Origin of the sequence: Paenibacillus auburnensis (assembly GCF_927798115.1) — a bacterium.
Classification (GTDB): domain Bacteria; phylum Bacillota; class Bacilli; order Paenibacillales; family Paenibacillaceae; genus Paenibacillus_AQ; species Paenibacillus_AQ auburnensis.
In genome coordinates, this window is record NZ_CAKMMG010000001.1 from 883,007 (window position 1) to 909,683 (window position 26,677).

19 protein-coding genes are annotated in these 26,677 nt (G+C 47.4%); 15 read left to right on the top strand and 4 right to left on the bottom strand.

All coding sequences use genetic code 11. From position 1 onward, the window contains the following. Positions 1–43 precede the first annotated feature (43 nt). The 3 genes from L6H70_RS04000 to L6H70_RS04010 all read left to right on the top strand — a co-directional run bounded on the left by L6H70_RS04000 (position 44) and on the right by L6H70_RS04010 (position 2,558). Complete coding sequence (locus L6H70_RS04000) at positions 44–523, top strand: GyrI-like domain-containing protein (RefSeq protein ID WP_236329990.1); 480 nt, start codon at positions 44–46, stop codon at positions 521–523. 22 nt (positions 524–545) lie between these two features. Then, the gene (locus L6H70_RS04005) at positions 546–1,010 is read left to right on the top strand and encodes a phage tail protein (protein ID WP_236329992.1); all 465 of its coding nucleotides are present in this window, start codon (positions 546–548) and stop codon (positions 1,008–1,010) included. A 276-nt stretch (positions 1,011–1,286) separates the two neighbouring features. Next, complete coding sequence (locus tag L6H70_RS04010; protein ID WP_236329995.1) at positions 1,287–2,558, top strand: BNR-4 repeat-containing protein; 1,272 nt, start codon at positions 1,287–1,289, stop codon at positions 2,556–2,558. Between the two features lie 78 nt (positions 2,559–2,636). Here the strand turns inward: L6H70_RS04010 and L6H70_RS04015 are convergent, their stop codons facing one another. Together L6H70_RS04015 and L6H70_RS04020 are read right to left on the bottom strand one after the other, a co-directional pair. After that, positions 2,637–4,376: an alpha-glycosidase gene (locus tag L6H70_RS04015; protein WP_423802802.1), complete on the bottom strand. Its 1,740-nt coding sequence runs from the start codon at positions 4,374–4,376 to the stop codon at positions 2,637–2,639. A 170-nt stretch (positions 4,377–4,546) separates the two neighbouring features. Next, entirely contained in the window at positions 4,547–5,299 is a 753-nt protein-coding gene (locus L6H70_RS04020) for a YqjF family protein (RefSeq protein WP_236329999.1), read from the bottom strand. Positions 5,300–5,454: 155 nt separating this feature from the next. Between L6H70_RS04020 and ku the strand changes: the two genes are divergently transcribed. After that, a complete protein-coding gene (gene ku / locus L6H70_RS04025; protein WP_236330001.1) occupies positions 5,455–6,297 on the top strand; it encodes a non-homologous end joining protein Ku in 843 nt (280 codons plus the stop codon). Positions 6,298–6,386: 89 nt separating this feature from the next. Here ku and L6H70_RS04030 read toward each other — a convergent pair whose 3' ends face one another. Beyond that, on the bottom strand, positions 6,387–7,241 hold the full coding sequence (locus L6H70_RS04030) for a manganese catalase family protein (protein WP_236330003.1): 855 nt from the start codon (positions 7,239–7,241) through the stop codon (positions 6,387–6,389). Between the two features lie 170 nt (positions 7,242–7,411). Between L6H70_RS04030 and bcbE the strand changes: the two genes are divergently transcribed. Next, the gene (bcbE, locus tag L6H70_RS04035) at positions 7,412–8,692 is read left to right on the top strand and encodes a bacillibactin exporter BcbE (protein WP_236330005.1); all 1,281 of its coding nucleotides are present in this window, start codon (positions 7,412–7,414) and stop codon (positions 8,690–8,692) included. 105 nt (positions 8,693–8,797) lie between these two features. Here the strand turns inward: bcbE and L6H70_RS04040 are convergent, their stop codons facing one another. Continuing rightward, the gene (locus L6H70_RS04040; protein ID WP_236330007.1) at positions 8,798–9,298 is read right to left on the bottom strand and encodes a spore coat protein; all 501 of its coding nucleotides are present in this window, start codon (positions 9,296–9,298) and stop codon (positions 8,798–8,800) included. A 365-nt stretch (positions 9,299–9,663) separates the two neighbouring features. On the opposite strand from L6H70_RS04040, the gene L6H70_RS04045 reads away from it, so the two are divergent. The 10 genes from L6H70_RS04045 (at position 9,664) to L6H70_RS04090 (ending at position 26,645) form a co-directional block, all read left to right on the top strand. Further along, positions 9,664–16,059, top strand: a complete 6,396-nt coding sequence (locus tag L6H70_RS04045; RefSeq protein ID WP_236330009.1) for a rhamnogalacturonan lyase family protein — start codon at positions 9,664–9,666, stop codon at positions 16,057–16,059. 232 nt (positions 16,060–16,291) lie between these two features. Further along, positions 16,292–17,281, top strand: coding sequence for an NAD(P)-dependent alcohol dehydrogenase (locus tag L6H70_RS04050; RefSeq protein ID WP_341482694.1), 990 nt, complete (start codon positions 16,292–16,294; stop codon positions 17,279–17,281). A 62-nt stretch (positions 17,282–17,343) separates the two neighbouring features. Next, entirely contained in the window at positions 17,344–19,956 is a 2,613-nt protein-coding gene (gene ppsA / locus L6H70_RS04055) for a phosphoenolpyruvate synthase (RefSeq protein ID WP_236330013.1), read from the top strand. 96 nt (positions 19,957–20,052) lie between these two features. After that, positions 20,053–20,316, top strand: coding sequence for an FAD/FMN-containing dehydrogenase (locus L6H70_RS04060; protein WP_236330015.1), 264 nt, complete (start codon positions 20,053–20,055; stop codon positions 20,314–20,316). Between the two features lie 51 nt (positions 20,317–20,367). After that, positions 20,368–21,111: a response regulator transcription factor gene (locus L6H70_RS04065; RefSeq protein ID WP_236330018.1), complete on the top strand. Its 744-nt coding sequence runs from the start codon at positions 20,368–20,370 to the stop codon at positions 21,109–21,111. A gap of 40 nt (positions 21,112–21,151) precedes the next feature. Then, positions 21,152–22,444, top strand: a complete 1,293-nt coding sequence (locus L6H70_RS04070; RefSeq protein WP_236330020.1) for a sensor histidine kinase — start codon at positions 21,152–21,154, stop codon at positions 22,442–22,444. A gap of 14 nt (positions 22,445–22,458) precedes the next feature. Beyond that, on the top strand, positions 22,459–22,677 hold the full coding sequence (locus L6H70_RS04075; RefSeq protein WP_236330021.1) for an SHOCT domain-containing protein: 219 nt from the start codon (positions 22,459–22,461) through the stop codon (positions 22,675–22,677). A gap of 76 nt (positions 22,678–22,753) precedes the next feature. Then, on the top strand, positions 22,754–24,187 hold the full coding sequence (locus tag L6H70_RS04080; protein WP_236330022.1) for an MDR family MFS transporter: 1,434 nt from the start codon (positions 22,754–22,756) through the stop codon (positions 24,185–24,187). Positions 24,188–24,410: 223 nt separating this feature from the next. Continuing rightward, positions 24,411–25,076 carry a MarR family winged helix-turn-helix transcriptional regulator gene (locus L6H70_RS04085; protein ID WP_236330025.1) on the top strand — a complete coding sequence of 222 codons (666 nt, stop codon included), beginning with the start codon at positions 24,411–24,413 and terminating at the stop codon, positions 25,074–25,076. 216 nt (positions 25,077–25,292) lie between these two features. Next, on the top strand, positions 25,293–26,645 hold the full coding sequence (locus L6H70_RS04090; protein ID WP_236330027.1) for an MATE family efflux transporter: 1,353 nt from the start codon (positions 25,293–25,295) through the stop codon (positions 26,643–26,645). The last annotated feature ends 32 nt before the right edge of the window (positions 26,646–26,677 follow it).

Below are 26,677 nucleotides of genomic sequence, written 5' to 3' on the forward strand. Positions count from 1 at the left end.
CAAGTGATGAAGACAAATCCAAAAGAAAAGGAAGGGATTACACATGACTCCATTTACCCTGGAAGAAAAAGAAGGCTTTACTGTCGTAGGTTTAGGAACTGAGCTTAAGAGCGATTACACAGACTATGCGGGTATTAACAAGGAAAAGAACGACTTTTGGGAGGCCGTCAGCCAAGATGGAAGGCTTGATTATTTAAAAGGCATCGCCATGAATGACTATATTTTTGCCGTAAATGAAGCAGTGAACAACAAGATGATGCATTATGCAGGCGTTATGACGGAAGCTGCGGCACCTGAAGAAGCCAGAGTGATCCAGTTTCCCAAGGGGCCTTATCTGGTGGTTAAAGGGGAAGCGAAGACGGCTGATGAATTAAATAATAAGCTGGCCGGGGTTGCCTTTGGTCAAGCCTTGCCTGAAGCTAAGGATTTCGCCTATGTAGGGGGGCCTAACACAACAGCCCTGATGGGGGAGCGAGACGGCTTAGTCTATGGTGAAATGTGGATACCTGTTGTAAAGAAATAATGAGCTGAAAGGAGGCAGGGAGATGTCCTATATTGTTGATTTTAAAAATGTGTCAACGGCTGGGTTAGAATCTTCGCCCGTAGCCGAAGTGCTTGCGGGTTTACGTGCGAATGAAGCCCGGTATTTTATGAACAAATACAAGCATGAATTTACGGTTGTACCCGCGAGCGAAAGTCAGGAAACTCTTGATTATGTGAACCGGATTTTGAAAATAGAACGTGATCTTGAGTTTGCGGCCAAGCCTTTGGAAACGTCGCGCTTTCAAGTGGAGAACATCCGGTTTGCCTACGTTTTTTACGAGGATGGACTAGCGCTTAATGTGATGTATACGGTTGATGACCCCAAGAAGCGGGCAGTTGGTTTTAAGCTTTCTGAGGGGATGGAGGTTCCTAAGGAGCTAGAAACAAAGTTTAAGTTTGCCCGGCAAAAGTCTAAATTGGCTGGAACAATCCGGGGCTCGTTTTTTGTAATAAAAGGAGAGTATTAATCGAAGCTTAAACGCATTTCGAAAAGTCCGGATTCCGGGCTTTTCTTTTTTTATATACAAAAGTCCGTGCTTGTACAGCATTCTTGCAAAAGTACAGTAACATTTCCGCCAGCCGGGTGCTATTCTTAGACCTGCGATACCGGAAAAGCCAACTGAAAAGGATGTGGTGCCGAGCATTTTTGAAAGAGTATTTTTGAATGCGTTTACACGGGATGGTTTTGTTCTAGATTAGTAAGGTGTGCTTACTAGAGGTAATTATCTGAGGGAGGCGAAACAATGAACAAAAAAAGAACATGGAAGCTCGGTCTCGTCATAATGGCGCTATTGACTCTCCTTCCGGCGGCTACGGGAAATGCGGCTGCTGTGCTTGAAGAGGTTCCTTTCCCGATGGATTCCAGTAATCAGGCCGGATGGTGGTCTCCTCTTGATACGTATGGACTAGGTTTTGAATATGCATATATGGCATATAATGCGCCGGGGTCAATCGTAAGTAAGCATACGGTAGCAATTGCAAGACGGGATAACGACGGCAACTGGAGTAAGCTCCCGCTAATGAATGGCACCGTCCCTGCGGAATTTAATGATGATCTTGGCCATAATCAGCCTTCCATAGCCAGAGACGGAAGCGGACGGTTTCACGTCTTCGCCTCCATGCACAGCAATCCGTGGAATTATTACCGCTCGGATACGGTAGGAGGGATCCCCCAGAATCATTCGGATGAGCTTCCCCAAGGGATGAATGTAACTTATCCGATTGTTACAACCGCCCCGAACGGGGATTTATACTTACTGGTCCGTGTCGACAAAGATACTGCAGGCAAAAGAGAGGCCGTCCTGTTCCGCTGGAATAACGCGGATTCGGTGTGGAGCCAGATCAAGGTAATTGCGTCTCACCTTAACCGGTCTGTCTACCCTGACGATCTGGTCTTCGATGCTAACGGAGATCTTCATATCTTGTTCGAGTGGGCGTATTTTGCCGCAAGTCCTCTGAGACATCAATTATCTTATCTGAAATACAGCCCATCTACGAACACCTTTACTAAGGCTGATGGAACATCTGTGGTGCCGCCAGTCTCACTGACTACGGCGGATATTGTGCAGCCCTTGGCTCCTAGCGAAATCTATGTACAGAGTGGCAGCGATCCCGGCGGCCCGGGTGTACAGAGTGCAAAGATGACTGTGGATTCTGACGGCCATCCCTATATCGCTTACCGCTATCGTGAAGAGGGAAGTACAAGCTTTTCGGTGAAGCAGGCCACTTATGGCACAGGGGGCTGGGCACTGCAAACGGTCTATAATGCTGCTCCGACGAATGCAGCCATTGATGTGACCTGGACAGGAAATGCGGCAAGAATCTATTACGTAAAAAGCAGCGGAAGTGACCGGGCGTTTATGGCAGTAAATACAGGCGGAGCCTTCACTGAAACCTCTCTTGCGCCGGGTATCCCGGTGGAACGGCTGGCCGTGGACCGCAGTCCCAAAGGTGTTGATATTATGTATCTGGTGGATGTAACGAATCTGAAGCTCTATTACGGCCGGAACGAATAAGCTGCAACAGAACAAAAGCAAGGTCAGAGCACACAGCTTTTTGGAATTGGCTGTGTGTTCTGACCCAATAGTTCGTGTTTAAATTCCAATTAATATTTTATAGCTGAAAGGCTCCAATTGCACTTTAATGTTGCCCTCTGCCGAACTGACAGATTCGTTGTCCAGATAATCCTGCCAATTGCCCTCTAGTGGAAGAGACAGGGTAACAGGCTGTTCGGAAGCATTCATCCAGACAGTCAAATGGGTATTGCTATCCTTCCGCTCATAGACAAAGGAGCGTTCCTGCGGCTCCGCTTGCAGAAATCTGAAATCACCGGTGCGCAGAGCCGGATATTGCTTACGAAGCCGGATGAGTGCCTTATAGCAGTTTAACAGGTCCCGATCCTGCCGGTCTTCTTCCCAGATCATACATTTCCGGCAATCCGGATCACCCTCGCCTTCAAGGCCAATCTCGTCCCCATAATAAATACAAGGTGTACCGGTAAAGGTGAGCAGAAAAGCGATAGCCATCTTCAGTTTTCTTTTGTCGCCTTTCAGCTGGGTAAGAACACGGGGTGTGTCATGACTGGCCATCAGATTGAAAAGAACTTCATTGGCTTGCTGCGGATAGCGCATCAGCAGGCCGCTTATGTGGGAAGCAAAGGTTTCAGCATCCATCTCATCCGAGTTTAGATATTCGAGTAAGCGGTCGGACAACGGATAGTTCATTACGGAATCAAACTGGTCTCCGTGCAGCCAGCGCAGGGAATCATTCCATACTTCTCCGATAATAAAGGCTTCCGGATTAATCGCTTTGACCCGCCCGCGGAATTCCCTCCAGAAGACATGATCAATCTCACTGGCCACATCCAGACGCCATCCGTCTATGCCGACCTCCTTGAGCCAGTACTCAGCAATATCAAGTAAATATTCGCGGGTATCCGGATTGGCGGTATTCAGTTTTGGCATTTGTTCGAAAAATCCGAAAGTATCATAGTTTGGATTTCCTTCCCGTACTTTGACCGGAAACTCGTTAATATGGAACCAGTTCACATATTCCGATTGCTCTCCGTGCTCAATCACATCCTTGAATTGGGGAGAATTAGCGCTCATATGGTTGAATACGGCATCAAGAACGATTCGGATCCCTTTGGAGTGTGCGTTCTCCACCAATTTTTTCAACAACTCCAAATCTCCGAAATGCGGATCGACTTGTTTATAATCCGTCGTGTCGTATTTATGATTGGTGGGGGCTTCAAAGATAGGGGTAAGATAAATAGCTGTAATCCCCAAGTCCTCCAAATAATCCAGACGGTCTATAATCCCTTGCAGATCACCGCCAAAAAAGCTCTCTCTTGTGGGTGTATCCCCCCATGGTGAGATATTCTCCGGATCATTACCGGGATCACCGTTTGCAAAACGGTCCGGCATGATCTGATAGAAGACAGCTGATTTTGCCCATTCAGGTGCCTGGAACAAATCAATCTCATGAATATATGGACGGTCATAGAAACCTGTAGGAGCCTCCGGCTCTTCGGAAAGGATGTCATTTTCGGTCATCCAAACGGTTTCGTCCCCGCTGTGAAAACGGAATCCGTAAGAGAAGCGCCGATGCTCCGGCCGTACCGCCGTCTGCCAATAATCAAAGAACCGGTCGGACGATACCTTTGTCATTTCGTGCTCGTCATGATAGGTTTCCCAGTCATATTTGTCCCCCGTAAGAGCAAAGACCCGATCTACATTCTGCTTCTTGGTCCGGACACGAAGATGGAAGGTATCCTTATCATACAGGTACGCCCAGTTGCTATGGGGTACATGGTGCAGGCAATCCAGCTGGATGTTTGTTTGAAGTCCTGCAGAGTTAATGGCTTGTTCATTTGAGATCATGTGTGTCCCTCCAAAGCGGCTAGTATTGGCAGATTTACTCGCTATTCATAAATATTAACAATTATTTGTAAACCAGCTTTATAAAAAATAAACATTTGGAAAACCCCCGTGCTACCCTGTTGTTATATTCTTGTTACCGGCCAGAACAAAACCTCCAATCGTTTCGTAAAGGTAAGGAGTGAAGGATCAGGATCATGCACAAGACCGAATACACGGGTTGCCGAATTGACATCAAGCTCAAGCTTGGCTTCCTGTAAGGGCCATGGCAGATGGTGAATATCGCCGGTATACAGGCGGCCCTCCGAATCGGATGCATATAGGCAGTACCGCTCTGTCAGCCAGTGGACAAGACTTCCGGGCGCTGCATGAAAGCAATCAGATCCTTTAGAGTGATATTTTCCGCTGAATTCTGCCTGCCCGTGACCGGGAATTGGCCGTTTACTGCTGAATGTGAATTTCTCTCCATCGGTCTTACAGCTCATGTTTGCATACCGGTAAGGCAAATGAGCCAGTGAACGCGCTGACAAAACGGCTAACCGGCTGGATGCATCCAGATTTAAAAAGAATATACCTGCTTTGCCGTTTTTAATGACGTAAGTGCGAATATTGAGTTCCAGAAAGCGGTGTACAAATGGAAGCCGGGGAAGACCTCTCAATCTCAGCGGATCCATAAAAAAGGGAGAGACACTGATCCATGGAGTTCCTTCCCATAGCTGCAATTCCAAACCGGGCGGAATTAAGGATTTTAAACAAGAGCTGCTCACCGGCCAATGGGCAAAGAGCAGGTCATTCCAGGTCTGCTTCATCAGCCAGGGTCCCTGGGGTAATGGAAAGGGGCGATGATGTGTATGCGCAAGAATTTCATGATTCTTCAAAGATGGATCCTCCTTTAGCGTTTATCATCCTGCAGTGAATAGAATCAAGTTACCCTTCTTGCTTATCTTAAATCTCCGCTTACCTTCCTGTTGATTGCATACCACGGTATAAGGTTAATAATTGGCATCCGCAAACGATGAAGGAGGATGCCATGATGCAGGCCATTTGGAAAGGGGCTGTCAGCTTCGGCTTGGTCCATGTTCCCGTTAAAATGTATTCCTCTACTGAGGATAAGGATATTCCGCTCCGAATGCTCCACCGCGAGTATAAAGAACCGATTCAATATAGACGTACCTGTCCCAAATGCGAAGAGGAGGTTCCCTGGAGCGATATTGTCAAAGGCTATGAATACAAAGAAGGACAATATGTTATTTTTGAGCAAGAGGAATTAGAGGATTTGGTTTCTGAAACCTCACGGGAAATCCGCATTATCGATTTTGTTGATTTATCCGAGATTGACCCGATCTATTTTCAAAAAACATACTATCTCTCACCAGAGGAAACTGGCCGGCATGCATATATGCTGCTGGTGAATGCACTGGAATCGACCCAAAAAATCGGTGTTGCCCATGTAACGATACGGCAGAAAAGCAGCTTAGCTGCGGTAAGGGTGATAGATGGAGTACTCTCTCTGGTAACGATGTTCTATGCTGAGGAGTTCCGCGACAGATCTCAAATTCCTAACTTACCGGATAAAGAAAAAGTAGACCGTAGGGAACTCGATATGGCAAAAATGCTTATAGAACACTTAACAGGCAATTTTGAACCTGAGAAATATAGAGATGAATATAAAGCGCGCTTGCGGAGAGCCATTGAGGATAAGATGGAAGGAAAGGAAGTAAAACCGGCCAGCGATGAGAAGACTGCCAATGTGCTCGATCTTATGGACGCTTTGCAGGCCAGCTTGAAGCAGCTGAAGCCGTTTGATGAGACGGATAAAGACAGCAAGCCGTCGAAGAGACGCACAGCAAACCGCACTAAACGCACGGGAGCTTAAAGCACATAGAAAATTGTATTCTCCAAATCTTTCCTAAACATTAAGTTAGGAGAGATTTGGAGTTCTTGCATACATCATATTTACAACGCTCAGAAGTTCATGTCCTGCAGACCAGGACTATGCTCATTAGGCATCTCTGGCATAACAGGGACCGGGAAACCAGGAGGAGGCGGGACGACCTCCAGAGTGCCTTTATTCCGGCTAGGAGAAGTCCCTTGGAAGATTTCGGCCATCCTGGATGGATCCAGACTAAAATTGAACTGGGCATTATGATAGCCCATGTCTACATATTTGCGGCATTCCGGATATTTATTGATGTCATAGTTTGGAATCGGAAATATATTGCCCCAATTCACGCCAAGAGTCTCAAGCGCCTTTGCAAATGCGTTTTGGTGGGCATTATCGCGTACAATCAGGAAAGCCAGGGTTTCACGGAATGTTTTATTAGAGCTCATTTCATAAATCCTAGTCTTCTGAAGCACACCAGTCGATTCGAGGACAACATTATTCAAGAGGTCGCTGATCAGATTACCATGGCTATATACATAATTCCCCATCCAAGGATTACCCGCCGCATCTACAGGCAGTGAGCTTTGTGCACCCACAATGAAATGATGCGGATTCGCGTGCTTCACTGCTTCATCGAGAGGTGCACCATCTGAGCCTGCATTTCCGGCCTGCGCTTCACCGGAACCGTTTAGCAGCTGGTTAATGGTATGCTGTACCAGATCCACATGGGCAATCTCCTCTAAGAATACGCCGCGAAGCAAATCGCGAAACTGGGTTTCTTTCCCTCTGAAATTGCTGCTTTGGAAGAAATACTGCATCATCGTCCGCATTTCACCATAGTGGCCGCCCAGAATCTCCTGCAACACTTTGGCTGCTGCCGGATCTGGCTTATCGACTACGATCTCGTTAATCAATCCTTCTTTATAGAAATACAAAAGAACATCCTCCTTGTATATCTGGTTTGAGTTTTTCCACAATAGTTTCCTCTGCAGCAGGAATGATTATGCACTTCTTTTAGGACATCGTTTTTTAAAATGACTGAATAAATACAGCCTTAAGAACCACAATAAGCAAGGGTAGCAATAAAGAAGAAGGTGGTTCTTCGATGAAAGGTAATAAAGGCGCATTAATCGCACTTGCTTCGATTCCGTTAATTATGACACTTGGCAATTCCATGTTATTACCTATACTGCCTCAAATATCTGAAGAGCTGGGTATTAGTGCTTTTAAAGTCAGTATGGTCATCACGGTTTATGGCCTTATCGCCATCCTGATGATTCCAATTGCCGGATATTTATCGGACCGCTTCGGGCGGAAAATCGTCATATTACCCAGTCTCATCTTAGCAGCCTTAGGGGGCGCAGTCTGTGTTGCGGCTGCTTGGTTTTTTTCAGGAGTAACGGCTTATTGGGTCATCCTTGGGGGACGTTTTCTCCAGGGGATTGGGGCAGCAGGCGCTTTTCCGATCGTTCTTCCTTTCGTAGGGGATCTGTTCAAGGATGAAAAAGAGGTCAGTAAAGGATTAGGAATCATTGAAACCTCTAATACCTTCGGTAAAGTGCTAAGTCCGATTCTTGGCGCTTATTTAGGTATCGTGCTGTGGTATGCACCGTTTATTGCCATTCCGATCTTGTGTCTCATTTCATTTACGCTGGTTGTGTTTCTGGTAAAGAAACCAAAGTCAGAGGAAAAGGCTGAAGTTAAAAGCATCGGGCAATTTTTAACCGGCATTAAAGAAATCCTGCATGAAAAGGGCCGGTGGCTGTATGCGATCTTTGCGATTGGCGGAATATGTATGTTTGCAACCTTCGGAGTGTTGTTCTATTTATCCGAGACCTTAGAATCAGAGTATAACCTGCATGGAGCTTCTAAAGGATATGTGCTGGCCATCCCCCTTGCATTGTTGTGTCTGGCTTCTTACGGAAGCGGGAAGATCATCGGGAAAAATAAGCTGTTAATGAAATGGCTTGGCTTCGGGGGAATGGTGCTGCTAACTGCGGCAATGCTCATTACAGTCTTTAGTCAAAATATATTTTTCATGGTAGGGTTCCTAAGTGTAGTTGGTATCGGGATTGGTGTGGTACTGCCTTGCATGGATGCTCTGATTACAGAGGGGATTGAGAAAGAGAACCGGGGAACGATCACCTCATTATACAGCAGCATGAGGTTTATCGGAGTTGCGCTAGGACCTCCGGTCGTGTCGCTCCTGATGAACCGGGGGCATTGGGTCTTGTTCGGCACTATGGCAGCCGTAGGGGCGGTTGGAGGACTGCTGTCGTTATTCGCCGTAACTCCGAGCAAGGAGGAGAGCGATGGAGGAGACCATCCCAAAGAAAACAGCTTTGGACAAAAGAAAGGGTCTCTGTTCCGTCAGCGGGCGCGGTAGGTGGCTTTATGTGCAACAAATTTGATATCTGGAGTCAAAAAAAAGGGATGTCCTATTGGCCTTAAAATGGCTGTTTGGACATCCCTTTTTAATTGTGCTGCCCAGTTACAGCGATAAAGCCTTATTCGCAGTTGTAACGTCATTGGAGAGCAGCTTGGGAAGATCATAAGACGGGTACAGGCCACGCTCCAGCATGAAATAATAAATTTTACCGTGAAGCATAATGGCTGCGTTCAATTGCTTTTGCAAGGTTTCCCGAAGCTTCGGTGTAGCTGTTTCAGTAATTCCGATTGCATAGCTGCGCACTGCAGTCTTGGCGAAGCCCAAGAGCAGCCCGGAATAGAATCCGGTCATATCCGATTCTTTGGAGCTTTTCCGTGTACCCTGAGGTGCGAGCGGATAGTACTGCAGCAGCTCCTGTAAATTCGATTCTACAGCCTTAATGGTTTCTAAATAAAGGGCGTGCAGCTGAGGATCCTTCACATCATCATGCACCATCTTAAACAGCATAAGCTGATTGCTCTGGAAAGCGGTCAATTCGTGCAGTTCAAGCGTCTCATGCCAGGCTAAATGAGTAGACTGCGGTCGCGATTCATAAGTATACAATCATAATCCCTCCTAAACGGTATGCGTTAGCCTATTCATGCAGGTGATGCAACGTGATTGAATGTGCCTCGCAAAAAAGTCGATTCTAGGTCTAAAATGCGTTTTTTTGCGAAGAATTGACTACCATTATTTGATACACTTGTGCATATTTGGTGCCGGGACATAACCGAACGATTCTCTAAGATTCGTATAGGAGAAGCCTGCACAATATAGAGGATTCTATGAAAGGGGTGAACATCTCCATAAGAAGCCGAGAACTTTTGAAATAACATAAGGATTCGAGATGAGTTGTTTTGCTGGTTTCGTGATCAGAGTTTCCCCTGATTTCTAAATTGAATTTTAGATACGTAGGAGGAGTTAAGTACATGGGTAAAAAAGCTATTTCCATCAAGAAACCGGTTCTTGCATTCATGATGTCATTTCTAATGGTAATTTCGCTTGTAGTTCCCCAAACTCCGGGATATGCAGAGACAGCGGACAGTCAGCCCGGCCGTCAGGCAGAGTATCTTAACCGCGGATTGGTTGCAGTCCTGCAAGGTAACGGCGTATTCCTCAGCTGGCGGTACTTGAATACGGACTCAGATGAAATCGCTTTCAACGTATATAAAAACGGATATAAAGTCAATGCGGCGCCGATAAGCGAAGCTACGAATTATGTGGACACGACAGGCGCAGACAGCTCACAGTACCAGATATCCACCATCGTTGCCGGCAAGGAAGAAATGCAGCCGGAAGTCGTATCGGTGCTGCATAACAATTATTTGCCTATTCCGCTGGATAAACCGGCCGATGGCCGCACGAAAGACGGCGGCACGTATTCCTATTACGCCGGCGATGCCTCCGTCGGAGATTTGGATGGCGACGGCGATTATGAAATCGTTTTCTTATGGAGTCCGAGTAACTCCAAAGACAATTCTCAGGCCGGCTATACTGGTAATGTCTATATCGACGCTATTGAACTTGACGGGACGAGGCTCTGGAGAATAGACCTGGGTGTCAACATTCGCGCCGGAGCCCATTACACCCAGTTGATGGTGTATGATCTGGACGGAAACGGCAAAGCCGAAGTCGTCGTCAAGACGGCTGACGGCACAAAGGACGGCCAAGGTAAGGTAATTGGTGACGGCAGCAAGGATTACCGCAACGAAGGCGGGTACATCCTGACAGGTCCGGAATATCTCACCCTGTTCGACGGACAAACGGGAGCGGCCGTTTCCTCTGTTGAATACGTACCGCCAAGAGGTGACGTTAGCGCATGGGGTGACGGATACGGGAACCGCGTAGACCGTTTCCTGGGCGGCATTGCCTACCTGGATGGCGTTAAGCCAAGCGTGATCATGGCACGCGGCTACTATACACGCACCGTGCTTGCGGCTTTTGACTATATTGGAGGCCAACTAGTACAGCGTTGGACCTTCGACACTAACGAAGCCGGTGCTCAGTATCAGGCACAAGGTAATCATAATTTAAGTGTGCTCGATGTGGACTCCGACGGCAAAGATGAAATCATGTACGGCGCACTAGCGATTAACGACGACGGAAGCCTGATGTACAGCACCGGACTCGGCCACGGCGACGCGATGCACGCCGGCAAGCTCGACCCGAACCGGGACGGCTACCAGATTGTCAGTGTGCATGAGCATACAAATGCCGAATATGGGCTGGAGATGCGCGATGCCGCTACAGGAGAAATTATCTGGGGACAATACACGGGGAAAGATACCGGACGGGGAATGTCGGCGGATATCGATCCGAATTATCCGGGATATGAATCCTGGGCGTCAAACATTGTGGATGGACAAATGGACCCCTTAACCCGGGGATATGCCGCGAATGGGGAAGTCATTTACGAACAGAACGAGGTGCCGAAGACCGCCAATTTTGCGATCTGGTGGGATGGGGATCTCCAGCGGGAGCTGTTCGACCATGAATGGAACAGCACCACAGCCAAAGGCATTCCTCTCGTTTACAAGTGGGATTACGAGAATAAGCAGCTGAAGGAAATTTTCCGCGCAACGGGAGCCTTGACGAATAACCACACCAAAGGTAATCCGGCGCTTCAGGCTGATATCCTGGGCGATTGGCGTGAGGAGCTTCTGCTCCGCAGCGAAGACAGCGCCGAATACAGACTCTATACAACAACAATACCTACAAGCTACCGTATTCCTACACTGATGCAGGATCCGGTATACCGGCTGGGCATAGCCTGGCAAAATGTCGGTTACAACCAGCCGCCGCACACCGGATTTTATCTCGGGACGGAAGCAACAGCATTTCCTAAAGCGAACTTGGCTCTTACCGGTGGACAAGAAGAACCGGAGCAGGTTTATCACTTTGACTTCGGTACTGAGACGTCCGCAGGGACAACCGCTGTGCAGGACAACGTCTATACCCAAGAGACCGGTTACGGCTTCGAGAATATAAGCGGAATTACGGTGGGCACAAATCATGTTACCCTGCCGGAAAACGCCAAATTCGCTGTTAACCTGCCTAATGCTAATTACAAGGTAACGCTGAAACTGGGCGATGATTCCCGGGGCTCAAACGTAGGCGTCAAATCTGAATTTGTTCAGAAACTGGCTGTGACCAACGTGAATGCGGGAGCACCTCTCGAATATTCCTATGATGTTGCGCTGGTAGACGGCCAACTGGAGTTCATCTTCTCCGGCACAGCCATAGATGTGCAGGAACTTACCATTGCGAAATACCCGGAGAAAACGCAAGGAAACGGGACAACGATTTATATGGCCGGCGATTCGACCATGCAGTCATACAGCAGTATGCAGGCTCCGCAAGAAGGCTGGGGCCAGCAATTCGGGCGGTATTTTGATAGTGGTGTAGTGATTCAGAATGATGCAATCGGCGGCAGAAGCAGCAAATCGTTTATGGTTGACGGCCGTCTGGACACGATCCTGCAGCAGATTAAGCCGGGCGACTATTTCTTTATTTCCTTCGGTCATAATGATGCCAGCATAGGCATTCCAGACCGCTATGCGTCACCGGCGGATTATAAAATGTACTTGACCCGTTATGTGAACGGAGCCAAACAGCGCGGCGCAACACCTGTGCTGCTCACTCCGGTAGGGCGCAGAGATTTCAATACGATTACCCAGGAGTTTAACGTCAGCTTTCCGGAATATGTAAAGGCCGCCAAAGAAGTGGCTGAAGAGCAGGGCGTGGCACTGGTTGATTTGAGCCAGTTAAGCATCGCGTATTACGATAAGATCGGATTAAGCGCGACGGAGAAAATTTTCCTGTACGCTAATCCCGGTGAGTATCCGAAGTACCCGAACGGCATCAGTGACAATACGCATTTCAGCAGCTACGGTGCGAAGGTTATTGCAGCTTTGGTTGCGGGAGCGGTAAAAGACATGAACTTAAGCATTTCTCCGTCTGTCATCGATCCGGACATCTCGGAACCGGAGCCAGAACCGGAAATCCAGGTTTACGAGGAAAACTTTGAGGGAGATCCTGCTTCAGCACAATACTCCATGGTGAATGCCACGGGTATCGCCGGTCAGATGACGGGAACGGTCGTCGATCAGAGCGGAAACAAGGTATTGTCCGTTGCCGGATCCGGCTCCGGTAATCGTGCGAAGGTATTCCGGTTATTCGATGCGGTCAACGGAGACATAGTCAATGTCAATTTTGACTGGCAATCCGGAAATGTAAGCGCATCCCCATCGGAAGGACATCTGACGCTGCAGGATGCGAACGAGAATATCATTCTCACTCTGTTAACAAAGACCGGTACTGCCGATCCATACACCAAAATCCATTATTTTGTTGGCCCTTATACCCCAGATTACGGAACCGGTACGACAGCTGTTCCGAATGGCGGAATCGCCACGAATATCCTCAAAAATCAGTGGGTGAATGTAGACGCAACGATCAACTTCGCCGAGAAAACAATCGATTTGACCTTGACGAGTCTTGCGGATTCCAGTATCAAACAGACAATTAAGGATATACCGATGAGTCCCGGCGTCTACGCCAATAACGTAAGGGGAATCCGGTTCCTGGGGACCCGAAAGGGTGGCGGCGGCACATTGAACTGGACCACCCAGATCGACAACGTGAAGCTTGAAGGCGCAAAGCTGCCGCCGGTTGCAGGTGATCAGACGGCCTTGATTGCGCTTCGTGACGAGGTGAAAGCCTTGGATCTATCGGCCTTTACCGAAGCCTCTGTAACGGTGCTGAACAGAGCTTTGGCCGCTGCCGAGGCGGTGATCGGTACAGAAGCGACGCAGGCCCAGATCGACCATGCTATGAACATGCTGACGGTCGCAAAGGATTCGCTGACGAGCGAACCTGTTGGCGAAATCAGTGAGTATAAGTTTGATTTTGGCTCAGGTAACGCTGCTGAAGGATACACTAAAGTGGACGCCAAGCGGGCATACGTGGAAGGCAACGGCTATGGCTTTGCCGATACTGCTCTGCTCGAGGACGAGAACCGAGAAACCGGAGATAAACTTAAGGAAGATTTCATCCGTGTGTACGGCACCTCCTTCCGGGTGGAAATGAGGCCTGCCAATTACCGCGTAACGATGACCATCGGCGATGCACAGGAATCAACCAACACAGGCGTTGTCGTAGAACAAATGCCGAAGTTGCCGGTTACAACCATACCGGCAGGCCAGTATACCGAGGTAACGTACGACATTGCCCTGATTGACGGCATCTTTGATTTTGCCTTCTCAGGCAGCACACCGAAGATCAATGCGCTGAAGATCGAACGTCTGCCGGGCAACGGTGCTGGCGATAAGCCAGTCCTTTATCTGGCAAGCGATTCTACGGTTGCCAACTATGCTGAAAGCTATCGTCCGCAGACTGGATGGGGAGAAACACTGGGCGGTTACTTCGATCTGGATAAGATCAGCATCGATAACCGGGCAGTCAGCGGATTAAGCAGCAAAACCTTCCTAGTAGGCGGATATCTCAACGACATTCTGCTAGACATACACGAAGGGGACTATCTCTTCATGCAGTGGTCGCACAATGATTCCACGCCTTCCCGTCCGGAGCGGTACCTTACACCGGAGCAATTTAAGGTTTATCTGAAAGATTACATTAACGGGACTGTACAAAGGGGCGCAACTCCGGTACTGGTTACGCCGGTGAACAGACGCGATTTTACCGGAGAAGTACTCAATAAGAGCTTCCCGGAATATGTGCAGGCAATGAAGGAAACGGCGCAAGAAACCGGAACCCTGCTGATTGATCTGAATCAGGCCAGCTGGGAAGTTTTCCAGGATCTCGGTCCTGAAGGCACGAAATCCATTTTCATGTGGGTAGGTACAACAGAAGACAATACCCATCTTCAGATGAACGGTGCGGTCAAGGTATCCGAGTTGGTGGCACGGCTTGTGCAGGAGCTGGATATCCCGCTCTCAGATCTGGTCACCCTGGAAGGGGAACCCTCCGATCAGAAGGCACCGCATACGACAGCAGCAGTAAAAGGAGAGTTGCGGAATGGCTGGTATACTTCAGCAGCAGAAGTGACGTTCACCGCGACCGATGAAGACTCCGGAGTGGAATCGACGTTCTTCCAGGTCGACGGCGGCGAGGTCGTGAGCGGAACGCATCTGACCCTGAGCGATGAGGGCAAGCACACCGTGACCTATTGGAGTGTCGATCTGGATGGCAACAAAGAGGCTGCACAGACGCTTTCGGTGCCGATTGATCTCGCGCCTCCGGCCATCGACATTCAAGGTCAGCCGGAATACACGATCGATCAACACGTAGACATCACTTACACCGCATCCGATACAGTCTCTGGTGTTGCTGAACCTAGCGGTGTACTGGTGAACGCACCTGCCTACACGCTGGATCCAGGTTTGAATGTAGTAACCGCTGCTGTCTATGACCGTGCTGGCCGGGAACAGACAGTAGACTATAGCTTCGGGGTCAGCGCTACCTTCGCAAGCCTGGCTGAACTTACGCGCAACTTTGCAGGCGGCTCACAAGACCCGAGTGAAGGCGCGGTCGCCGAGAAGCTTGCCGGTATTCTGCAGCAGGCTGAACAAGCGGCGAATGCACATGAAGGAGCTAAGGCACGCCAGCTGCTTACGGCCTACAGTAATGAGGTTAATGCCGGCAGAAGTACGGTATTTACCGCTGAACAGGCTGATGCGCTGCTTAAGTGGGCTGCATGGCTCAGCCAGGCGACACCGCTGGCAAGCAGCGCTCCCGGTACTCCGGTCTTGTCGGATAATAACGGCTACGACACGGGTCTGAAAGACGGAGACTATACCATTACCATGAATCTGTGGTGGGGCAATAACGGTAACCGATTCAAGCTGTATGAGAACGGTGAACTGATCAGAGAAGTAACCCTGGTTGACCAGTCTCCGTCTGCCCAATCTCTCCAAATCGACGTTGCCGGCAAGAAGAACGGCACCTATGTGTATACCGGCGAATTAATCAATTCACTGGGTACGACCAAGAGCGCTCCGCTCACTGTGACTGTTACAGATGCCTCTCCGGGAAAAGCGGTGTTATCGAATGACAACTGGGACCGGGACGGAAGCTATAACGTCAGTATGAATCTGTGGTGGGGAACGAACGCTACCGGATACAAGCTGTACGAGAATGGAATTCTGGTAGACACTCAAACGCTGCAGGCTCACACTCCTGATGCCCAATCAGCAGTAACGGCCATTTCCGGTAAGGCACCTGGAACCTATGAATACGAAGCCGTTCTAAGCAATTCGGCAGGAGAAACCAGAACAGCAAAGATGATCATAACGGTACGAAAGTAACCACATCAGTACAAAATATCCAGAGATGAACGGAAGAACTTAACGCATTCAAAAGCCCAATGGAACGGCGTAGCCGGTACTTGGGCTTTTTGAGGTGTCATGGGTGGGAACATTTTCCTGGATGATTCGTATGAATCCCTAGAAAGATTAGCTAAATTATGAATATTAACGGAATTAATTTAATATGAAACTATAGATTAATTCCCCAAATCCGATCGAATGGAGAATGAACATGAGAGAACATGGCTCAATGAAAGCAATGGTCTATGATTCCTATGGAACACCAGAAGTCCTGCGGATAGAATCGGTAGATATCCCTGATCCCAAGGATCATGAAGTGTTAATCGAAGTCCATGCGGCTTCAGTGAACTCCTGGGACTGGGACCTCCTGCGCGGGAAACCGTTCATAAACCGGCTTGGAGCGTTCCGCACCCCACGTTACCGGATCCTCGGGGCAGATATTGCCGGGAAGGTCATTGCGGTTGGAGCGGCTGCTACACGATTTAAACCAGGGGATGAGGTTTTTGGTGATCTTTCCGGCTGCGGCTGGGGCGGATTTGCGGAGTATGTATGTGCTGCCGAGGAAGCATTGACACCAAAACCTGCAGGAATAAGCTTTATAGAGGCAGCATCCATTCCCCAAGCAGCCGTACTTGCCTTGCAGGGCCTACGTGATGCGGGGAATTTACAAAGCGGGCAACACGTTCTCATTAATGGAGCAGGCGGCGGAGTCGGGACCTTTGCAATCCAGTACGCCAAATTGCACGGGGCAGAAGTGACCGTAGTTGATAACACCGGGAAACTGGATATACTACGTGCTATAGGTGCGGATCATGTGCTAGATTATACGCAAGAAGATTTCACAGCAAAAGGTATAACATATGATTTGATTCTTGATGTAGTCGGAAACAAATCCATTTTCAGCTTGAAGCGCGCACTAAGCAAGGGTGGCGCCTATGTCATGATCGGAGGCCCCATGGCACGGATTATCATGAATCTGCTGTGGGCTCCATTAGTTTCTCTGCTTGAAAAGAAGAAGGTAAAGGTGCTCGTCCATAAACCCAATCACGGAGATCAGCTGGTTTGGAAAGAGCTTGTCGAATCAGGCCAAGTCACACCTGTTATTGACCGGCAGTACCCGTTACATCAGGCAGCCCAGGCGATTCAGGATCTTGGAAATGGTTCTGTAAAGGGAAAAGCGGTCGTCTGCCTGAAGCTTTAGACAATATGCAGGTAAACTCTCGGCAAATTTTTTTCGCAATCTAATCGTTAGGAGAGATGTGTATGAGTGCTTTGGTTATCGGTTTTGAGGAAGTGGACAGTACGCAGCTTTTGCTCGTTGGCGGAAAAGGGCTCCATTTAGGGGAATTATCAAAAATTGAAGGAATACAGGTGCCCGAAGGCTTTTGTGTTACAACAGCGGGATTTCAACAAGCTCTCGAACATAACGGACCGTATCATGCTTTACTGAACCGGCTAACCATGCTTACCGCAGATAATAGGGATCAGATTGATGAAATCAGCAGGGAGATTCGGGAAATCATTTTGACAATCGAAATTCCTTCTGATGTTGTGAAAGAAGTTACTCTCCGGCTCTCCCGGCTTGGCGAAGAACTCGCTTATGCAGTGCGTTCCAGTGCTACTGCTGAGGATTTACCGCACGCCTCTTTTGCCGGTCAACATGACACCTATCTAAATATCATCGGTAAAGAGTCAATCCTGCAGCATATCCGTAGATGCTGGGCTTCTCTATTTACAGAACGCGCGGTAATCTACCGTATACAAAATGGATTTGACCATCATCAAGTTTACTTATCTGTTATCGTCCAAAGGATGGTTTTCCCGCAGGCCTCAGGAATTGTATTTACCGCTGATCCGGTTACTTCTAACCGAAAGCTGCTCTCCATAGATGCCAGTTTTGGACTGGGCGAAGCATTGGTCTCAGGCCTGGTATCTGCTGATTGCTATAAAGTACAGGGAGAGGAAATCGTTAATAAACGGATAGCAGCTAAGAAACTGGAGATTTATGGGTTAAAAGAAGGCGGAACAGTGATCCGTGAGATCACTCCCGAACTGCAGAAGATGCAAACACTTACGGATGAACAAATTTTACAACTCGCACGCACCGGAAGACAGATCGAGGCTTATATGGGTTGCCCGCAGGATATCGAGTGGTGTCTGGAGCAGGATATCTTTTATATTGTCCAGAGCCGGCCCATCACTACATTATACCCGATCCCGGAAGCAAATGATCCGGATAATCACGTCTACGTATCTGTCGGTCATCAGCAAATGATGACGGACCCTTTGAAACCACTCGGAATGTCGATTTTCCAGCTCTCTTCCTTTGGACCCCGTTATCAAGCGGGTGGAAGGTTATTTGTTGATGTTACACAAATGCTGGCTTCACCGGAAAGCCGGGACAAGTTATTACATACCTTTGGGCAACATGAGCCGCTCATTCATGATGCAATCTCGACTATACTAAAGCGGGATTTTATTAAAATACGGCCAAGAAATGATAAGGACACGCTAAGTCCCCCGAAAAACAATACAGATATGTCCTCTGGTCTTCAAGCCCGGAGTGAAATTGATCCGGCAATCGTACCCGATTTGATTAAAAACACCCAAACCTCAATAGAAACATTGAAACAAACTATCCAAACGAAGTCCGGATCAGAATTAATGGACTTTATTCAAGAGGACATACAAGAGTTGAAGAAGATTCTGTTTGACAAGCAAAGTTCAGCTGTAATTAAAGCTGCGATGGATGCTGCGTTATGGATCAATGAAAAGATGAACGAATGGTTAGGTGAAACAAACGCAGCAGATACGCTATCTCAATCTGTACCAGGTAATATTACTTCGGAAATGGGCCTTGCATTATTAGAAGTCGCAGATGTGATTCGGCCATATCCGGAAGTTATTGATTATCTACAGCAGGTTAAAGAAAATAATTTCATGGATGAACTGGTTAAGCTTGAGGGCGGACGGGAAGTCCAAGACGCTTTGAATGATTATCTCAGTAAATACGGAATGCGATGTGCCGGAGAAATCGATATTACCAGAACCCGCTGGAGCGAACAACCCGCTATACTTATCCCAATCCTTCTGGGTAACATTAAGAACCTTGAGCCTAATGCGGGCATTCGGAAATTTGAGCAGGGTCGACAGGAAGCTCTGACCAAAGAGCAAGAGTTATTAGGGCGATTGCAGCAATTGCCGGATGGTGCGCAAAAAGCCAAAGAAACCAAAGTAATGATCGACCGTATCCGTAATTTCAGCGGGTATAGAGAATATCCCAAATATGGCATGGTTAATCGATACTTCATTTATAAGCAGGCCTTATTGAGAGAAGCCGGGCAACTCGTGCAAGCAGGCGTTATTCATGAACAAGAAGATATATACTATCTTACATTCGAAGAACTTCACGAAGTCATCCGCAGCCGTAAACTGGATTATCAGACAATCACCAAACGAAAAGACGAGTACAAACGATATGACAAACTAACCCCGCCACGTGTTATCACGTCTGATGGTGAAATCATTACAGGTGAGTACAAAAGGGGTGATTTACCATCTGATGCAATTATAGGTCTGCCTGTTTCTTCCGGAGTGATAGAAGGTCGGGCACGTGTCATTATCACTATGGAAGAGGCTAATCTAGAGGATGGAGATATATTAGTGACCTCCTTTACTGACCCCAGCTGGACAGCATTGTTTGTATCCATAAAAGGCCTGGTCACCGAAGTTGGCGGATTGATGACCCATGGAGCAGTTATCGCACGCGAATATGGCTTGCCAGCAGTTGTCGGAGTGGAGAATGCGACCCGATTGATCAAAGACGGGCAACAAATTCGGGTACATGGAACAGAAGGGTATATTGAAAAATTGTAATTAATAATTTTTTTGCAGCTTCATAACTTCTTCATAAGCTGCAAATTTGTTCTTCATAACTCTTTTATATAGTGTATCTATAAGGAGGAGATACAAATGAAGAAATTGTGGATTGGTTTATCAGCATTGGTACTGGTCTTGGGAGTTGGAACCGCTGGTGCGTACGCCGCAACAGCAAACAATGATAATAACGACAGCGGCTTTTTTGAGAAAATGCTGCCCTTCGCCAAACAAATGCACCCCAACCTGTCAGAGGAACAAATTAAGAAAATGCATGACAATTGCAGTACTTCATCCGGAACGGGAATGTCAGGAATGATGCAAAATTCTCACAATGGCGGGAGTATGATGAACTTCTAAACCGATCATGATAAGATAAGACCTCATAGAAATGAGATAGATCTCAAAGAAATGAGGTCTATCTCATTTTTTACAAACAAAGTAGGTGATGAGTCCGTGAAAATTCTAGTGGTGGATGATGAAGAAAATATCCTGCAGGTCATTAAGGCTTATTTGGAAAAAAATAAATATATAGTGTATGAAGCCGATACAGGAAAAGGCGCGATCCATCTTTTTGAGACCTTACAGCCCGATCTGATCGTGCTGGATCTGATGCTTCCAGATATGACCGGAGAGGAAGTATGCCGAATAGTCCGCAAATCATCGAACGTTCCCATTCTCATGCTGACTGCAAAAAGCAGTGAAGACGATATGGTGAACGGGCTTATGATCGGAGCCGATGATTATATTACCAAACCATTCAGCCCAAGAGAGCTGCTCGCTCGGGTAATTAGTCTATTAAGAAGAACTAACGCTCAGCAACAAGGGAATACATCACGGCTGTCCTTTGCCCAAGGTTCTTTGACAATGGATTTAGAGCGTTATGAGGTGTGGATGAATAAGGAGGCCGTATCCCTTACCCTTATGGAGTTCAAGCTGCTTGAAATTTTAGCGAAGCATCCCAAGAGGGTGTTCTCACGACTGGAACTGGTCAACCTTACCCAGGGTGATTCATATGAAGGATTTGAGCGAACCATCGATGTTCATATTAAGAATATTAGACAAAAAATTGGCGATGACCCTAAGCACTCTCTTTTTATTGGTACTGTATTTGGTGTAGGGTATAAATTCTTGGTGAATTCAGATGCTACATAGAGGCGGATTGAGCAGAAAGCTACTTATATCCCATGCCGGTGTGGCTCTTGCTGCGCTTCTGTCCATTGTCCTGCTCGTCAACATCGTAATGAACGTCTCATTCAGCCAATATCAGAAAAACCAGGAACAGGCGGAAATACAAAGTTTACTGGAAAACCTAAAAGACGCTTATCATGAGTCTGCCGGCCAATGGAATCCAAACGTATGGATGATCATTTCGCACCAGGCGATGGTCAATGAATATATCGTTCGTGTCTATGACATAGACCGTCAATTGATTTGGGACACTAGCCAAATGGCGATGCATAAATCTCAGTCTACGCAAGACACCATTACAAAAGCAATTGTTAAAGGCAATCATCAGGTAGGGGCATTAGAATTTCAGTCCTTGGACAAAACATCCCAGAGTCTGAATCAGCAGTTTCTGCGCATGTTTAATATATTATTATGGGCCGCAATGTTTCTCGTTGTAGCCGGTACGTATCTGTTTAGCCGCTATATGGCCAAAAGCATTAGCCAGCCTCTTTTAGAGATCAAAGATATTGCATCGCGAATGAGGCAGGGAGACCTCACTTCCCGGGTTGAAGTGTTAAATCATAATACGGAGATCGATGATGTGGGGCGTGCACTCAATCATTTGGCTGACGGACTTGAAAAGCAAGAGCAGTTTCGGAAAACACTGACCGCCGACGTGGCACATGAGCTTCGGACGCCCATAGCTACGATACAAAGCCATTTGGAAGCCTTTCAGGATGGCATTTGGGAACCGACGCCGGAGAAGCTTCAGGTGTGCCATGACCAGGCTCTGCGACTAGTCCGCCTTATCAGTGATTTGGAAAATCTGGCTAATGCAGAGAATCCAATGATTCAGTTGAAGACTGAGATTGTATCTCTTAACGAGATTGTAGAAGAGTCGTTAAATATTGTATCCAGCCAGTTTTGGCAGAAAGGACTTTCTTCTGACCTGATTAGTTTAAATAACGTTTGGATCACCGGGGACCGTTCGCGGCTGGTTCAGGTTTTCGTAAATCTGATAAGCAATGCATATAAATATACGAGTTCTGGACGGATTCAAATTGAAGTGTCCCAAGAGAAAACAGAGGCCGTTGTTATTGTATCCGATACGGGGATGGGGATAACTGAAGAAGAACTTCCCTATATCTTCGAACGTTTTTACCGCGGGGAGAAATCACGGAACCGGAAGACTGGCGGAGCCGGAATAGGTCTTGCCGTTGTAAAAGCAATTGTGGATGCTCATAGTGGAGCTATCTATATTGAAAGTGAGATCCATAAGGGGACTACAGTCCATGTTCGTCTCCCATTAGTTCGGTGAATGGAGGAAACCATATGATGATGGGTTATGGTTTTGGGTTCGGTATGTTTGGATTGGTCATCAATTTTCTGCTGATACTAGGTGTAGTTTATTGGGTAATAAAATGGGTTAGGGGGGGAGGGGAATCACGTATTAGTGACAATACGCCTGAGAGAATCTTAAATGAACGATTTGCAAGGGGTGAAATCACGGAAGAAGAATATCTGCGGATGAAGAGTATCCTCCGGGACTGAACCAAGTTCATTGGGGAGATGATCACCTGACTTGAGCGAAATCTCGCAATCGGTGCATAGGAGTGAGACGGGAATAATGAAAAAATACAATACGAGGGCTATCATGGCGTCACTGCTGATCTGCGGGTTCGTCGGCATGTTCAGCGAAACAGCCCTTAATATTGCGATAAGTAATTTAATGGATGTGTTCCAAATATCCGCGGCGACTGCTCAGTGGCTGACAACAGGATTCTTGCTAACGCTCGGTATACTGATGCCAATGACAGGGTGGTTGCTGCAGAGGTTCACGACCAGACAGCTGTTTATCGCTTCGCTTGCTAGCTCAATCGTGGGTACTTTAATTGCTGCACTCGCATTTAATTTCGAAATGTTAATGCTGGCTCGCGTCTTACAGGCGGTGGGTATGGGTCTGTTGATACCGCTGATGTTCAATACGATTCTTATCGTATATCCGCCGGAGCAGCGCGGAGCGGCAATGGGCTTCGTCGGACTCGTTATCATGTTCGCGCCGGCAACCGGTCCTTCAGTAGCAGGTCTGTTAATCGAATATTTCACTTGGCATTATATTTTTTGGCTGTCGCTTCCGTTTTTGATCGTGGGTTTATTGGTGGGACTGAAGTATTTGGAAAATGTAACCGAGGTTACGAAGTCCCGCATCGATATATTGTCTGTCATACTGTCTACAATCGGGTTCGGCGGGGTAGTGTTCGGCTTCAGCAAAGCAGGGGAAGGAGAAGGGGGCTGGACCAGCGCAGTTGTCGTGTCCTCCATCATCATTGGGCTGATTGCGCTCGTATTATTTGCCTTGCGTCAGAATGTGATGCGTGAACCGATGATGAACCTGCGCGTATTCAAATATCCTATGTACATCGTTGGATTGGTTCTGGTGCTGGCATGCATGATGATCATCTTGTCGAGTATGATTATTCTGCCGATGTTCCTGCAGAACGGTATGGGGCTAACTGCTTTCGCCGCAGGCCTCATGCTGCTGCCGGGCAGTGCACTGAACGGTATTCTATCACCGCGAATGGGGCGTTTGTTCGACAAATATGGTCCGAGAGGACTTGTCATATCAGGCCTCATTATTGTTGTTGCAGCATTATGGTTTTTCTCCAGTATATCCGTTGTATCTTCGGTGGCTTTCCTGGTGACGCTGCATGTCGGACTTATGGTTGGGATCTCTATGGTATGGATGCCGGCGCAAACGAATGGCCTAAACCAGCTGCCCCCTGAGCTATACCCGCACGGTACGGCAATTATGAATACCTTGCAGCAAGTGGCTGGGGCGATCGGCACAGCCGTTGCGATCAGTATTCTTACTGGCGGCATGCAGACTTACTTGCATAGTTCCACCGCACCGACAGAACAGGCCGAATTAGCAAAAGCACTGACCTTCGGCTCCCAGAATGTGTTCATATTCGCGATGATCGTCACATTAATCGGCCTCTGTACCGGATTCTTCATTCGCCGCGTAATCGTAAAGCATGCGATGATGAATTCTCCACATTAACGATTCCCGGGAGCTTCCTCATAGTTCAACCTAATCAGCAGCAGCAGACCATGACTTTGCGTCTTGGTCTGCTGCTGTTTTCTATATAAACGAAGACCGAAAATATATCCTAACGGTACCTGTAAAAAGTTTTTGACTTTTCTAACAGGTACCGTTATAATCGTAATCAACAGGTACCGTAAGAATATTTGATTAATCCGAATTAGGAGGCTCCACTAAGAACATGAATACTGAATTGTACGAAAAACTCGCTAAATTGCAGTGGCTTTTGCAGAGGAAGCATTTTAAAACACACAACGCTGTTGGCCCTATGGCTGATACATCCCGCGGGCAAGGCCGGATACTGGCGTTTCTCAGGATGAAGGACGCGATCAGCACCAAAGATTTATCCTATATGCTGGACATTCGTGTATCATCCCTCAATGAATTGCTGGCAAAATTGGAAAAGGCCGAATATATCACCCGTAAACCCTCAGAAACAGATAAACGCATCATGCTGATTTATCTGACACCTAAAGGACAAACCGAAGAAGAACACGAAATAGACAGCAGCGACATCTTTTCATGCTTATCTCCGGAAGAGCAGGTTACCTTCGGGGAATATCTCTTACGCGTAACTACAGCTTTGGAGGAGGAACTTGGAACTGAAGTAGAACGTGACGAAATGGCGAGCTGGCTGGAGGCTGCTAAAGAGCGTATTGGTGCTGAGGAATTAGAAAAGCTAATGTCCATGCGCGGACAAATGCATAGAATGTGGGGAAATTCCGGGGACGAACGCTTTAGCAGAGGGTTCCCCGGGTTTGGCGGGGAAGGATTCGGCAGCGGTATGCAGGGATTTGGCCGGCCCTCCATGGATGGAAGAAATTCGCCGGACCCGGAAGATAAGTAAGCAAACCACTTATAGTAAACAGCAGAGCGCTGCCTTACCTAAAGCCGTTAAGCGGTGCCCTTGTTTAATTGCGCTTATTTTTACTGAAAAATGAATGGCATCAATGTCGTTACGGCTCAGTGGGTTACTGGGCAGAATGTATCCCCGAATTATAGTTAGAATTCTAATTGTTTGATCAAAAATTAAATGATAAAACAGAAGAAAGTGGTGACCCGCATGGATACAGAAAATCTCCATTACTTTGAAAAAGCACCGATTGCAAAAGCAGTCGCTCATTTCGCTTTACCGATGATGTTAGGCACGTCAATGAGCGTCATCTATTCCATCTTAAACGCTTTTTTCATTGGTACCCTTAATAACACTGCCATGTTAACCGCATTGGCACTAACCTTGCCGTTATTCGCGGTCATTATGGCGCTGGGCAACTTGATTGGCGTCGGCAGCAGTGCATTCATCTCCCGTCTGCTGGGAGAGAAAAGATATGCAGATGTTAAGCATGTTTCTTCCTTCGCTTTTTACAGCAGTTTAGTTATCGGACTTATCGCCATGGCTATTGGACTTCCGCTCATCGATTCCATCGTTCATGGCCTGGGGGCAACGCCTGACTCCTTCGGGTTTACCAAGGACTATGTCACAATTATGCTTATAGGTTCACCATTCGTCGTATTATTCTTCACGCTGGAGAATATCGTACGCTCGGAGGGTGCAGCAATTACATCAATGATAGGTATGCTCCTTAGCGTTGTCGTGAATATTATTCTTGATGCACTAGTCATCTTCGTCTTCCATTGGGATGTGATTGGTGTTGCATCTGCTACGGTCATTTCTAATCTGGTTGCAAGTGCTTATTACACCTACCATATAGGCTATAAGAGCCGGTTTTTAACGATCTCAATCAAACAATTCATGCCTTCCAAGGATATTCTGAGCAATGTCTTCAAAATCGGCGTACCTGTCTTTGTGATGAGTATATTCATGGGTGCAATGTCACTCATCTTCAACCGTTATCTTGTCCAGTATGGGGAGCAGGCGATAGCAGGGTTCGGACTATCTTCGCGTCTGCTGCAATTTCCCGAGTTAATTCTGATGGGCTTAAGCGAAGGAGTCGTGCCGCTCATTGCCTTCTCTTTTACAGCAAATAGATTGCGCATGAAGCATACCATTCAATTCACGATTAAAACGATTTTCGCTTTAGCCGTTGTGTTCGGTGTGATCGTCTATCTGATCTCGGACCACTTAATTGGTTTATTTACGAATGACCCGCAATTAATTGAAATGGGCAGCTATATTCTGCATGTGACGTTTTTGTCCTTGTTCATTACAGGAATGACGTCGTTATTTACGGGGATTTTTCAGGCCACAGCACAAGGGACCGCCGCCTTTATAATGTCAATCATTCAAGGCATTACTCTGATCCCTGTGCTCTATATCGCCAACCGGATGAACGGTTTCCACGGGGTAGTGTGGTCGCTAGTTATTTCGGATGTCGCCGCGTTCCTTGTCGGTGCCAGCATGCTCTATATGCTGCGTACGAAATTGCAGCCGGATTTAGATCATTTAGCCCAATAGGATTTGGTGGCTGCATAATTACAGCTGTAAGA

Bases quoted from the DNA above. Each gene is read 5' to 3' on its own strand.
- L6H70_RS04045 (WP_236330009.1), top strand. From the start codon at position 9,664: ATGGGTAAAAAAGCTATTTCCATCAAGAAACCGGTTCTTGCATTCATG.
- L6H70_RS04000 (WP_236329990.1), top strand. From the start codon at position 44: ATGACTCCATTTACCCTGGAAGAAAAAGAAGGCTTTACTGTCGTAGGT.
- L6H70_RS04080 (WP_236330022.1), top strand. From the start codon at position 22,754: ATGAAAAAATACAATACGAGGGCTATCATGGCGTCACTGCTGATCTGC.
- L6H70_RS04010 (WP_236329995.1), top strand. From the start codon at position 1,287: ATGAACAAAAAAAGAACATGGAAGCTCGGTCTCGTCATAATGGCGCTA.
- L6H70_RS04050 (WP_341482694.1), top strand. From the start codon at position 16,292: ATGAGAGAACATGGCTCAATGAAAGCAATGGTCTATGATTCCTATGGA.
- L6H70_RS04005 (WP_236329992.1), top strand. From the start codon at position 546: ATGTCCTATATTGTTGATTTTAAAAATGTGTCAACGGCTGGGTTAGAA.
- L6H70_RS04065 (WP_236330018.1), top strand. From the start codon at position 20,368: ATGAGGTCTATCTCATTTTTTACAAACAAAGTAGGTGATGAGTCCGTG.
- L6H70_RS04060 (WP_236330015.1), top strand. From the start codon at position 20,053: ATGAAGAAATTGTGGATTGGTTTATCAGCATTGGTACTGGTCTTGGGA.
- L6H70_RS04085 (WP_236330025.1), top strand. From the start codon at position 24,411: ATGAATACTGAATTGTACGAAAAACTCGCTAAATTGCAGTGGCTTTTG.
- ku (WP_236330001.1), top strand. From the start codon at position 5,455: ATGCAGGCCATTTGGAAAGGGGCTGTCAGCTTCGGCTTGGTCCATGTT.
- ppsA (WP_236330013.1), top strand. From the start codon at position 17,344: ATGAGTGCTTTGGTTATCGGTTTTGAGGAAGTGGACAGTACGCAGCTT.
- L6H70_RS04090 (WP_236330027.1), top strand. From the start codon at position 25,293: ATGGATACAGAAAATCTCCATTACTTTGAAAAAGCACCGATTGCAAAA.
- bcbE (WP_236330005.1), top strand. From the start codon at position 7,412: ATGAAAGGTAATAAAGGCGCATTAATCGCACTTGCTTCGATTCCGTTA.
- L6H70_RS04075 (WP_236330021.1), top strand. From the start codon at position 22,459: ATGATGATGGGTTATGGTTTTGGGTTCGGTATGTTTGGATTGGTCATC.